Source organism: Arthrobacter sp. 05T420 (genome assembly GCF_056396305.1).
Window position 1 is genome coordinate 89774 of record NZ_JBFTLG010000018.1, and the last position, 11792, is coordinate 101565.

Consider the following 11792-nt stretch of genomic DNA (forward strand, 5'->3'; position numbering starts at 1 on the left):
GAGCGATCCGATGCCGCCGATGGCGTACTTCCGCGACCCCGACGGCAATCGCATCGCCCTGGTCGAGGAGACCACGCGCTGACTGCCGCCGGCACCTGGTTTAGCTGTAAAACGCAAGGGACCGGCCAGGCCGGTCCCTTGCGCTGCTTTGGGCGCGCCGCGTCGGAAAAGGTCGCCGTGGAGAATGCCTCAACTTGGCCGGCTCACCGTCGACCGGCGGGCCCTGGTCTTCAGCATGAATGAAATGGAGAGCAAGGCTTCCGGGTGCGGGGTGAGTCAACTGAGTCCGTCGCCGCCAGGCAGCACTGGTGGGCGGCTGGCTCGTCGTAGGTGGGCGGCGGTGATTGCCAGCCACGTCCAGGCGAGAATGACTGCTGCGGTGAAGCTGAGAACGATGACGGCGGAAGTCGATCCGCTGGCGATGCCGGCGAACGCGGCGAGGAAGAGGGCGCCGACAGCGATGGAGAATGCACCGAGCCGGCGGTCTCCGGAGGTGTAGAACCGGCGTGATAGAACGAAGCATCCCGCGATGAGACACACGAAGCCTGCGCCGGATGTAATGAAATGAATGAAACCGTGGAGAGAACCGGAGCTGGGGTGTCCGGGGGGTGTGCCTGGAGGGAATCCATTCATGGGATCGGCGGTGAAGATGCCCGCCCCGATCAGGCCGACGCCGTAGAGCCCGATAAGGGCCGGCCCCCAAGTCGCCCCTCGCCCGGGATGGAGTGCGCGGCGGATGCCGAGGGCGCAGAGCGAGGTAAGGGTCCCCGTGATGATCAGGCTCGCGGCTTGGACCCACCCTAGTTCGCCGTTGGCGAGGACGCTGAGGTCGTTATGGGCCGCGTCGAAACCGGGCCGAAGAAGCGCCTGGGCGTATCCGATTAGGAGGTAGACCGGGCCGGCGGCGATGCCGCAGGCCAGTAGCGCCCCGGTGGTGAATCCGTTGCTCTGGGACGTGCGGGACCCCTCTAGGGAGCTAATTTTGGGCATGGTGTACTCCGGGATGTGCGCGGGCGGATTGGGGTGGAGTGTACGGCTGGGTCAGGCGGAGAAGAAGCTGCGGAGCTCTGTTCCCATGACCGTGGCCGATACCTGGTGGCTCTGGCCCTCGAGGGTTTTGCGCTCTGCGTGAGGGAGGGCATTTGCTGTTGTTGTTTGGGCGGCCGCCATGGCGAGGGCTGCCTTCCCTCCGACCATGACCAGGGTGGGGACGGCGACCTTGGCCAGCCGGTCCGTGGGTGCGGTGAAATTGTTCAGCACGGCGATTTCGTAGGGGAGGGTGTTGGCGGCGGCTTTTTGACTCTTCCACACCCTGGGCATGAGGCGAAGCATGACCGGCACGAACGCCGGGACGCCGATCATCTTGACCAGGAAGTACGACACCATTGCGCCGCGCTTGTCCTGGGCGAGCAGTCCGTTCAGGTGGCTGGCGTGGTCGACGGGCACCCCCTCGCGGTCCCCGACTCCGGTGTAGGGGACTTCGTAGATGGCGAGCCTGCGCATCGGGACGCCGGCGGCCGCGGTTTCAAGGGCCACGGCGGCGCCGGAGGAGATACCGTAGACAAAGGCGTTTCCGCCCGCGTGGTCGATCACGGCGGCCAGGTCTTCGACTTCCCGTTCCACTGAATACGGCTGCGTGTCACCGCTGTCGCCGCGGCCCCGGCGGTCGTAGAAGTACACGGTAAAGGAATCGGCAAGTCTCGTCGCGAGTTCCCGGGCGGGGCCGAAGGACCGGCCGCAGAATGCTCCATCGACCAGGATGAGTGCCGCTCCGGTGCCGGTGTGCTCGACGGAGATTGGAGTTCCGTCGGCAGAGGTGATCTGGCTTACCTGGGTTTCGGGGAGTGTGGTCTTCACGGGCGGTGCCTTTCAAGGAGGGTGTCGAGTTTGGCGAAGGAGAGAACCCAGCCGTTGAGAGTCATGTCGCGGATCTCGTCGGTGAAGGGCCCCTGATGAAGGGTCATGCGGGTCCGGTCGCCGTGATCGTGGAACTGAAGCCGCAGAACGACGTCGTCCACCGGCCCGGCAGCGGTCTGCGCTGTCAATTGAATCTCGAGGAATTCCGGTACCCGGAAAGCCAAAATGCGGCCCCGGACAGGGTGGGAGGTCCCGGTCGGGCCATCGACCATGGTCAGCTCCCACCGGCCCTGCTCCACCAGGTCCACCCTCACGCTTTCGGCAGGTACTCTGAATCCTTCGGGCCCGAACCAGGTCGCGAGGAGTTCAGGTTCGGTCCAGAACCGCCACACCACGTCCCTGGGCGCGGCGAAGGACCGCGAAACGAAGACATCATGCTCCGTCACCTCGTGCTGGCGCTCAGACATCGCGTCCCCTTTCCTCATGGTTGCCCCGCTGAAATGCCGCGAGGGCACCGTCAAGCTTGTCAAAAGACTCACCCCAGAATTTCTTGTACCGCTCCATGTACTCACTCGCTTCCCTCAACCGCTCGGGCTCCAGGTGACTGAGCCGGGCAGTCGCCACCCGGCTCCTTGAGATCAGGCCGGCACCCTCGAGCACCTTCAGATGCTTGGAAACTGCCGGCTGGCTAATTTGAAAAGGAGCCGCGAGATCCGAGACCTGCGCGTCACCTTCTGCAAGTCGCTGCAGAATCGCCCGCCGTGTTGGATCGGCCAAAGCGCCGAACACTGCACTGAGCTGATCGACCATCACGCACCATAACCTAACTGTTTTATAACCGAATGGTTTTAGAATAAGGTTGCGCTGGGTACCGGGTCAAGCACAAGGGCGTGAGTAATCTGCCAGGCCGTCGAGACCGACCCACTGGGCAGCAAATCCAGAATGGTCTCGCGGACGTCTCCTCCAACGGCCATCCCATCGACCGTGCCACCAAGTGCATCGCATGAGGGTGCTGTCCGCGTTGGATCCCTGATTTACGCGTTCATGGACCACCGTTGCTGGGTCGGCCGCCGGACAATTTCCGCCGAAGGTTTTCGGTACTGACCTGCAGGCAACTGCTGTCTAGTTGCCTGCAGGCGCGCACTATTGCGTCGCCTTCACTTGTTGGTGGGCCAATGACCAGGACTGTTGAGGTCGGAGGGCAGGCGCGTGTGCGCGTCGCCTCGGGCGGCGTTGAGTTGGGCCTGTGTCAAATAGAGGGTTTTGGAAAGATCGGCTCCTTCGAGACGGGCATCTCTGAGGTCAGCGCCGAGGAGGTCGGCGCCTGAGAGGTCGCAGTCTCGCAGGTCTGTAGCTATGAGATAGGCGCCTCGAAGGTCCGCACCAAACAGCGATCTGGACTTCATTTTCTTACCCATGAGGTCCGCTCCCGGGACAAGCGCAGCATCTAGGTGATCATCACCGGTTGCAAGGTATGAGGACCTCACTTCTTCGCTGACATCCATCAGTACGGACCGAACCCTGGTATGCATATCGCCGAGGTCCAGGAACAGGATCTGCTGCGTTTCGGCCATCGCATATTCGATTGTCATCCTGAGCTCGCTGATCTGGTGCGAGGTGTCCGGATCGAATGTCCTGCTGGTAGCTTCGATCAGATACCAGAGCATTTCGTGGAGTTGCCGGACGACTTTGAACGCGGCGAACATGTCGCTCGCTGTTACTGAATCTGCTTTCCAGCTGATTCCTCCGAAGAGGTTCTGGGAGACGTTTTGGCCGGCTCCGTAGCAGTCGAAGACGGTACATCCTCGGAAGCCTCGCGGGCGCAGGCGGTCGTGGATAGTGCAGGAGAAGTCGGAGGCAAGGTTCTTGCAGGGAGTTCCTGCTGGTTTGTCGATGGCGAAGTCCGCGGTGCGGGAGAAGCCTAGGGCAGTGCAGCAGAGGGCGAAGCAGCTGGCACAATCAGGGCGCAGTGATTCCCGCTCAAGGGCAGGTGAGGACGGTGCGGTGGAGTCGCTTGATATGAAGGGCATGTGATCATCTCTAGACGAATTCGGTGAGGGGCCGGCTGCCAGGGAACTCATGAGGGTGTCCCCTTCGAGGGCACACGGAATCACCGCTTCCGAGGGAAGCGACCGGGAACCGCTGCATCGACTCTGGGTCACAGAGAAAGTAAGAATGTCACTGCCGTCAAACGTAGCATCACATCTCACCTGCCCATAAGCCGGTCCCCCACCGCGACACCCTCGACCCGCTCCCCCCGCCGCGAAAAATCCCGTACAGATGCTTTGTGACTTGCTGAAGTAATTGGCATGGTTTTGGGAGCGCTTTTTGGCGTGCGCCGGATACACGCCCGCGGGGGCTGCGGGCCGTCGAGTGAGGATGTTGCTGAAGTCGGGCGGGCTAGGGCTTGGACCGTCGTGGACGGGATTGCTCGATGATGCTGGACGTTGCGGCTGCTGCTGTGAGGGCTGTCGCCAGCAAATGCGGCCCAGAGCTGTGGTGCGATGGTTGCACCGCGACGGCCGTCCCGGCTCATCCTGCAGCGATCTTGAGCGCGCCCACCCAGATGAAGACTTGGCCGCTGGCTTCGATGGGTGCGTACTCACTGCGTGCGGCGAGTGTTGCAGCGAAGAAAAGCGCGTTGGCGATCCTTGTCAGACATAAGGCAATCAGGGAGGTGGGGAGTGTCGGAGCCAGCATCACCAATATCGGCTTTGCCGCGACGAGTGCGGCGATGGCGCTCTTGCCGTCCTTGCCTACAATCAGGTCCCCCTCCCAATTCCCGGGAACGGCCCGGTCCTGGACCGCTGCGGGGCGGTCGGCGATCCTGACCATGTCCTCGATCCTGCCGCGGCGCTCATCGGGGCGGCGCTGGGGTTTGCGCAAGGTCAGTCCCATGCGCAGGTTCCTTGCCAGTTCCCGCTTCAGGCCGCCCCGGGACTCGATATAGACGGACTGGTAGATCGTTTCGTGTGCCACCCACATCTCCGGGTCACTCGGGAAATCTCGCCGCAGCCGGCCGGCTATCTGGACCGGTGAATCCTTCTTGCCGAGCCGTTCTTCGACTTCCGTGCGCAGCCGTTCGTTGCTCTTGAGCTTAGCGATCTTCGGCCGGGCGGCCCGGGCCTGGGCTCTGGCCTGTGCGGGCGTGGCCCGGTAGTACGGACCGATTCCTTTCCGCGCAGAAGCGAAATCTGTTCGCATTCATCAAACAAATGCGCGCCCGGAACGATTCCGGCGGCAACGGCGCATTGCAGTTCTCACTGCTAGGCCGCAGTTCGAGCAGCTGCAGCCCCTTTCTGATGCCGTGAGGCCGGGACACTCTACGGACATCTGCGTTCAGGACGCTGCTGCCTGGATTGGCGGTCATATCAGCCATTCCCATCCCCGATGCCAGCCTGGCCGATGGCTTGACCTAGGGCCCCGCCGCGCAACACGGCGGCAACGTGCTGGTGTGTCGGGGCGCTACCGGCCCCCCTCAGGTTGGGCTGCCCTTCGCCGTTGTTGATCAGGTTCCGCAGGCTGCCGCCCAGATAGCCGCCCCAGACGATGTAGCACACGTTGTAACACGCGTTCCCCGGGACCAGGCCGAGGTGCTTGAAGTGGACTTCGGCCCCTTTCTCCGTTGGGAAAATCTCGAAGACGATCCGGGTGTTCTTCCATTCGGCCTGGTCGTGGATGAAGTTGAAGTAATTATCCAGGACGAGCCATTCAACTTTCCGGCCGGCCACGAGTGCGGTGACGCGGATGGTGCAACGATGAACGCCTTGGTACCGGTACTTGAACTCGCCCCCGACCTGGTCGGTGACCCCCTCGAACGCCTAGGACCACCAACCGCGGACGTTCATGATGGCCTCAAATGCTTCCCGGGGGTCCGCTATACGGCAACGGTGGCGGTGAAGTCCGACATCTAGATCCTTCATTTCTCCTATGCGCCGGTGTGTTCGTGTCTGTTTGGCCGGCACCGTCACGGCTTTTGCGGTGTTCACCCGCCGGGCCTGAGTCTTCGCGACTTTGCTGGATTGCTTCGGCCATTCCCTTGATGCGCTGCAGCCGGGCGTCCCAGCTGGCCCCGACCGAGGACAGCTCCGCGACCGCGCGGGCCAGCTGAGCGTGGCTCACCACGTACACGCGTTCCCGCCCCGACGTCCTGGCCTGGACCAGTCCGACGCGATGGAGCACGCCAAGGTGTTTGGCGACCGCCTGCCGCGTGACCGGCAGCTGTTTGCTCAGCGTGGTTGCTGTGCCGCCGCTGTTGGTCAGCAGCAGGTCCAGCATCCGGCGTCGGGTTGAGTCGCCCACCGCCGACCAGAGCTCGTCGTCGACGGCGACGCTCATGGCGCCGACACCAGCCGTGCGGAGTAGGTGACGAGCCGGGGCAGGAAGTGGTCCCAGCCATTGGCGTGGTCGCGGTAATGCTCCTCGACCACGGCCGACTCCCACCCCTTCTCTCGGAACCCCGTCTCGGTGAAGCGCAGCAGCGTTCCCTCGCCCGATGGGATCAGGTCGAAGGTCACCAGGAGCGAGTTGGCCGACGTCGCAGTCGCACCGTCCTCGTACACCCATCGGAAGGAAAACCGCCGGGACGGGTCGGCCTCCACCACCGTCAGTGAAACGAACTTTGCCTCCGGCGCGGACCTGTCGCCAAACGAGATAATCCCAATGGCACCGGGAACGGGTTCGAGCTCTGCCTCGTCCGGCCACCACTGCCGCAGGTGTTCTGGCGTGCTGATTACCTTATACACCAACTCAGGTGCCGCTTCGATGTGGATCTCCCGTTCGATGCTGCCGTACTCCATCCCGCTCCCCTATCATTTCGCAACCTTTGGTTGCATATCACCGATACGCGCAACCATTGGTTGCAGGCTTGGAAGTAGAAAACTCTGCGGCGCCACCCGCCGCCGCGACGGAACCGAGCCCGTATGATGACGGGGCCCGACACCGCCAGAGGATTCGTTCTCCTGGCTCGTGATCGTCCGCGGCCGCCTTCCTGACGAATCAGGTCCGCTCCCGAGGCGCGTTGGGCCTGCTTCGGCCCTGCCCAGCGCCGGTGTCGCCTCAACCTGGCGGCGCCTCAGAGCACCGCAGGACCTTGATCTCGACTTCGATCTACCGGATGGAGGCCACGGTCAATGGAGTGAGCGCAGGTAACGTGTGCGCACGATTCGCAGGAGTGGGTAGGTGTCCGGCAGGGTTGCTGCGAGGGCGCCGGCGTCGGTGTGAGCCGCCCTGGCCGGGGCTCATCGCCGGTTGCGTCGCGGCGGGGGCTCACATCTGTCCGATTTCTTGTAGCGCCCACGAGTTGCCGTCGGGATCGCTAAAGTACGCGAACTTGACGCCTCCCATGTCCTCTATTTCGGTCACGGCAGCCCCGTGGTTCAGGAGTTCCTCGCGCGCCGCAACGATGTCTTCGACGACCAGATGCAAGCCCTTGACCGTGCTGGCTTCTGGGCTGCTGTTGGCCATTCCGGAGCCGATGACAATGGAGCATGCGGAACCAGGCGGCGTGAGCTGCACGATCCGCATGCCGTTCCCGGGCTGCACGTCATGATCCAAATTGAAGCCGATGGTGTCCGTGTAGAAGGTCTTACTCCGCTCTACGTCTGCCACCGGCAGCGGTACCAGTTCCAATTTCATTTGTACGCGCATTTATCTCTCCTAATTCTCGTCAATGATGCTTGGATCTCGGGATGGGCCCGTTCCGGCTTCCGGCCCGGTTGTGACGACGCGGCGCGGCGGAGCTCTGATCACAACCATTTCATGGCCGTTACGCAGGTCAGGGGTCGATCCGGCGTATTTCGATCGGCCAAAGCTTGGCCTCTCCCAACTTGCCGGCGATTTCCACGGCGCGGGCCATGTCCACACAGTCGACGATGTAGTAGCCGGCCACAATTTCCTTCGTCTCAAGGTACGGACCGTCGGTCACGGTACAGGTGTCGCCGCTATTTCTTACGAACTTCGCCTCTTCACCGAGCTCATGAGCCTCCACGAACTCACCCGATGCCCTGAGTTCCTGCTGCAACGAGGTATGCGCCTGCATGATCGCCTCGATCTCGGACGGGGAGAGTGCGTTCCAGGTCTCAGCGTTGTTTGGGATCAGCATGAGGTGTTTCATTTCTTCTCCTTCAGGGCGGTGCCGGGGTCAGGTGGAGACGGGGACCCGGCGCTTGTCTCGGCCAGGCGTTTGGAGAGGTAGCGGCGCTCGGCCTCGGAGGGAGCGAGGTCGCGGGCCCGCTGATACTCGCAGCGGGCCTCTGTCTTTCTGCCAAGGCGGCGCAGGAGATCAGCCTTCGCCGCGGGCAGGAGGTAGTACCCATCGAGTGACCGTGTCCGGTCCAGTTGGTCGATGAGAGCAAGCCCTGCTTCCGGTCCCTGGGACATCGCGACGGCAACGGCCCGGTTCAGCTCGATGACCGGTGACGGCGCAATTTGCGCAAGGCGGTCATACAGCTGTGCCACCCGGGCGAAGTCCGTGCTGCCAGAGTCCGGGGCGTTCATGTGGCAGGCAGCAATGGCGGCCTGCACACGGTAGCTACCGGGCCGGGAACGGCGTGCAACGCCCATTTGATCCGCGGCCGCGAGCAGCGCCGCAGCCTCCGCGACCGCAACCTTGTCCCACAATCCGCGGTTCTGCTCCTCAAGGGTCACCAGGTCCCCAGCGGCGTCCGTCCGCGTCCCCCGCCGGGCATGGTGGAACAGCATGAGCGCAAGGAGGCCCCGGGCCTCGGGTTCCTGCGGTGACCTGTTGAGCAACGCAACCAGCAGCCGGGTCAGGCGAATCGCTTCCCGGGCGAGTGGTTCGCGGATCAGCGAGGTGCCGCCGGTGGCCGAGTACCCTTCGTTGAACATCAGATACAGCACGGCCAGGATTCCGGCGGTGCGTTCGGATATCAGCTGCGGCGGCGGCACCCGGTAGGGGATCCCGGCATCGCGTATCTTCGCCCGGGCCCGAACGAGCCGTTTGGCCATGGTTGCTTCCGAGACCAGGAATGCCCGGGCGATCTCAGCGGTCGCCAGCCCCGCGACGGTGCGCAGAGTCAGGGCCACCCGGGCATCGAGCGGGAGGGCCGGGTGGCAGCAGGTGTGAATCAGCCGCAGCGTGTCATCCTCTGCAGCCGCCCCTGTGGCCTCGTCTTCGAGCCCTTCGAGCGCGGTGAGAATGGCGAGCTCACGGACCGCCCTCCTTTCGCTGGCGGCGCTCCGCATGCGGTCAATTGCCTTGTTCTTGGCCACGGTTGTCAGCCAGGCCCCGGGGTTCCTGGGAACGCCGTGCTCCGGCCAGTCGACGAGGGCCCTGGCGAACGCATCCTGGACACAATCCTCGGCCAGGCCCCAGTCGCCCGTGATGCGGATGAGGGCTGCGGTGATCCGTGCCGTCTCGCCGGCGGAGGCGGCCTCCACGACGGCACGCACGTCCGTCAGCTCCGGCGCCACGGCATCTCTGCCTCGATCATCGACGCCGGCGTCCGGGCGAACGGCTACTCCCCGAGCGGCCACACGGGCCTGATCTCGATCTTGCCGAACCGGGCCATGGGGTGCTTGGACGCAACCTCGACAGCCTCATCAAGATCCGCACAAGCGATGATGTCATAGCCCGCGATCCATTCCTTCGTCTCCGCAAACGGCCCATCAGAGACCACCACCTCGCCCCCACGCACCACTACCGTTGTTGCGTCCTCGACAGGACGCAGCCGGTCACCGTGACGGGCGACGCCCCGCGCTTCCATCTCGGCCCCCCATTCGACAATGTTGTCCTCGGCGGCCACATATTCCGGCGCGGTCGGATCGCTACAAATGAAAAGCATGTACTCCACGATGTCTCCTTCTTCTCCGTTGTTACACCACTACGACGCCCGGGAGGCCGCCAAAAGGACACCTGATAAGAAATTCTTTTCCGGGGCCATCCTCAAAGCATCAGCCGGGTCGACTCAGCACATAATCAACGCGGCTCATATGTCCTCGACAGCGAACAGCTTCCCGCCCGGGATACCACCGGCAAGGAGATCACCTCGCCACGAAAGACGATGTCCAGGATCTCGCGCACCGGCGCGAACATACGCACTGCGCCCGAAGAGCGGTCCCGTGAAAGGCTCGTTGCTCCGCGCCCGCTGCGATGCGCGCCGGCGGATTGGGTCGGATGCCAGCCTAGGCTGGAATGCTGTTGAAGAACTTGATCAGCACCGGTGCGACAGCATCGCTGGCGACTGCGTGGTCTTGGCCGTCCAGCTTTTCTTTTTTCAAGCCAGGAACGGCTGCGGCGACGGCATTGATGGCATTCCCAGCCCAGGACGGACTCGCGCCACCGTAGATTCCGAGGGTGGGGACCTGGATGTTCGACAGCCTCTCCGGGACGATTCCGTCGCTTGTCAGGGTGAGGTCATACGGCAGGGTCGGGGCAACGCTGAGGAGCGCGGGCCACCACGGCATCGTTTTGATTCCTTCGTCGAAATCGGAGCCCGTATGGCGGATGAACAGTTCCACGGCACCTTCCCGGTCTCCCTCGTTCAGTGCCGCCTGGACCCGGTCCCTGAAATTTTCCCAAGGTCCTTCGGGGGCATGCCCGGTCAGATATGGCGGTTCGTAGGCCGCCAGTTTGGAGATGCCCGCTCCGGCAGCCGCTGCTTCTAGAGCCAGGATGGCACCCGAAGAGTGTCCGTAGGCGTAGGCCGAACCGCCTGCCGCGGCTATCAGCGCTTCCAAATCCTCTATTTCACGGCCGGGGCTGTAGGGAAGCGTGTTCGAGCTCTCGCCTCTCCCGCGACGGTCATACGCGTAGACGGTGAAGTGCGGGGCCAGCCAAGGCACCAGCACGTCAGCCGAACGTCGGCTGTTCAATGCACCGCCGATAATGATCAGGGCTGGCCCTTCACCCGTCCGCTCGAAGGCGATTTTCGTGCCGTCCACCGAGCTCTGGAAGTCAATCATTTGCAGGTCCTGTTCTTCAGTGCCGGATGTCAGGCCGGTTCGGGGAATGCTGAAGTTCATGCCGTCCTCATAAAGGAAAGCTCACCCTAACACCCACTCCCTGTAAGCAGCTGAAACAGATCCAACGGGATTGCGAAACGCCACGACCCCAAGTCCGCCCGCGGCGCCAACTGACGGGGAGCCTGGAAGTGGGAGCCAAACTTCGAGGGGGCGTGTACGGAAATGACCCTTGGTATCCGACGTCAAAGATCACGGGGCCGAAGACTGACCAGAAGCCGGCGGCAGAGTTATCTGGCTCGATTCGCCACGCTGTTTAGCCTGTTCTCCTCCTCGGGCCGTTAGCGATGCCTCAGCCTGCGGTGAGCCGGTACATCGGCACGTGACTGCAGATTCCGCGGTGAATTCGCCAGCGGACGCCCGTCACAGTTTGGAGCGCAACGGAAACCAGCATCTCAATCCGGTGGGAGTTTCTTGCGTGGGCTTTTCGCACCCGAGTTGGGCCACCTGACCCGACGTTCCCTCAAGCCAGACGGCCATCTGCTCTGGGCTCAGTGCGCGCCCGGACCGGGATGCACGGCAGCTTTGCCTAGACTCGGTGGATGTCTGAGACCGCAAACCTGAAGGACAGCGCCGAACACCGCTGGCCGGCCGTAATCGGGCTGCTCATCGCGCTGGGCCTCTATGCCGCCCTTCCCAGCGCCTTCCTGCCGGCCATCCGCTACACGGTGGTGGGAATCGGACTCGTGATGCTGATTCCCCTGCTGATCCTCAACCCCCGCCGCCTGCACAAAGAGACGCGCTGGTCCAAACGATTAGCCACGGGCCAGGCACTCCTCCTCGTCGCCGCCAACGGCATCGCCCTGGTGCAGCTCATCATTCTGCTGACCGACTCCGGCAGCGGCGACGGGCGCACGCTCCTTCTGGCAGCACTGCAGATCTGGGTAACAAACGTCATCGCGTTCGCCCTGGTCTTCTGGGAACTGGACCGCGGCGGACCGGTCGCACGGCGG

General features: G+C 63.4%; 13 protein-coding genes and 2 pseudogenes. 1 reads left to right on the plus strand and 14 read right to left on the minus strand.

What is annotated here, in order from left to right; translation table 11 throughout:
* Positions 1 to 276 precede the first annotated feature (276 nt).
* The 14 genes and pseudogenes from AC1DEM_RS17480 to AC1DEM_RS17545 form a co-directional block, all read right to left on the minus strand.
* Positions 277 to 990 (minus strand): DUF998 domain-containing protein, encoded by a 714-nt coding sequence (locus AC1DEM_RS17480; protein ID WP_476885565.1) that lies wholly within the window; start codon positions 988 to 990, stop codon positions 277 to 279.
* A 51-nt stretch (positions 991 to 1041) separates the two neighbouring features.
* Positions 1042 to 1857, minus strand: a complete 816-nt coding sequence (locus tag AC1DEM_RS17485) for an alpha/beta fold hydrolase (RefSeq protein WP_476885566.1) — start codon at positions 1855 to 1857, stop codon at positions 1042 to 1044.
* On the minus strand, positions 1854 to 2324 hold the full coding sequence (locus AC1DEM_RS17490) for an SRPBCC family protein (protein WP_476885567.1): 471 nt from the start codon (positions 2322 to 2324) through the stop codon (positions 1854 to 1856). Before AC1DEM_RS17490 ends, AC1DEM_RS17485 begins: the two co-directional genes overlap by 4 nt.
* The gene (locus tag AC1DEM_RS17495) at positions 2317 to 2667 is read right to left on the minus strand and encodes an ArsR/SmtB family transcription factor (protein WP_476885583.1); all 351 of its coding nucleotides are present in this window, start codon (positions 2665 to 2667) and stop codon (positions 2317 to 2319) included. The genes AC1DEM_RS17490 and AC1DEM_RS17495 overlap by 8 nt, the downstream gene beginning before the upstream one ends.
* A gap of 347 nt (positions 2668 to 3014) precedes the next feature.
* On the minus strand, positions 3015 to 3887 hold the full coding sequence (locus tag AC1DEM_RS17500; protein WP_476885568.1) for a pentapeptide repeat-containing protein: 873 nt from the start codon (positions 3885 to 3887) through the stop codon (positions 3015 to 3017).
* 691 nt (positions 3888 to 4578) lie between these two features.
* A pseudogene (locus AC1DEM_RS17505) lies at positions 4579 to 5016 on the minus strand (IS30 family transposase); the annotation flags it as partial.
* A 212-nt stretch (positions 5017 to 5228) separates the two neighbouring features.
* Positions 5229 to 5588 (minus strand): hypothetical protein, encoded by a 360-nt coding sequence (locus AC1DEM_RS17510; protein ID WP_476885569.1) that lies wholly within the window; start codon positions 5586 to 5588, stop codon positions 5229 to 5231.
* Between the two features lie 124 nt (positions 5589 to 5712).
* Positions 5713 to 6195 carry an ArsR/SmtB family transcription factor gene (locus tag AC1DEM_RS17515; protein ID WP_476885570.1) on the minus strand — a complete coding sequence of 161 codons (483 nt, stop codon included), beginning with the start codon at positions 6193 to 6195 and terminating at the stop codon, positions 5713 to 5715.
* Positions 6192 to 6656 carry an SRPBCC domain-containing protein gene (locus tag AC1DEM_RS17520; RefSeq protein WP_476885571.1) on the minus strand — a complete coding sequence of 155 codons (465 nt, stop codon included), beginning with the start codon at positions 6654 to 6656 and terminating at the stop codon, positions 6192 to 6194. The genes AC1DEM_RS17515 and AC1DEM_RS17520 overlap by 4 nt, the downstream gene beginning before the upstream one ends.
* A 469-nt stretch (positions 6657 to 7125) precedes the next feature.
* Entirely contained in the window at positions 7126 to 7506 is a 381-nt protein-coding gene (locus tag AC1DEM_RS17525) for a VOC family protein (protein ID WP_476885572.1), read from the minus strand.
* A gap of 127 nt (positions 7507 to 7633) precedes the next feature.
* Positions 7634 to 7972: a YciI family protein gene (locus AC1DEM_RS17530; RefSeq protein WP_476885573.1), complete on the minus strand. Its 339-nt coding sequence runs from the start codon at positions 7970 to 7972 to the stop codon at positions 7634 to 7636.
* On the minus strand, positions 7969 to 9291 hold the full coding sequence (locus tag AC1DEM_RS17535) for an RNA polymerase sigma factor (protein ID WP_476885574.1): 1323 nt from the start codon (positions 9289 to 9291) through the stop codon (positions 7969 to 7971). Before AC1DEM_RS17535 ends, AC1DEM_RS17530 begins: the two co-directional genes overlap by 4 nt.
* Positions 9292 to 9335: 44 nt before the next feature.
* Positions 9336 to 9662 carry a YciI family protein gene (locus tag AC1DEM_RS17540; protein WP_476885584.1) on the minus strand — a complete coding sequence of 109 codons (327 nt, stop codon included), beginning with the start codon at positions 9660 to 9662 and terminating at the stop codon, positions 9336 to 9338.
* 340 nt (positions 9663 to 10002) lie between these two features.
* Entirely contained in the window at positions 10003 to 10842 is an 840-nt protein-coding gene (locus AC1DEM_RS17545) for an alpha/beta fold hydrolase (RefSeq protein ID WP_476885575.1), read from the minus strand.
* Between the two features lie 539 nt (positions 10843 to 11381).
* On the opposite strand from AC1DEM_RS17545, the pseudogene AC1DEM_RS17550 reads away from it, so the two are divergent.
* A pseudogene (locus AC1DEM_RS17550) lies at positions 11382 to 11792 on the plus strand (hypothetical protein); the annotation flags it as partial.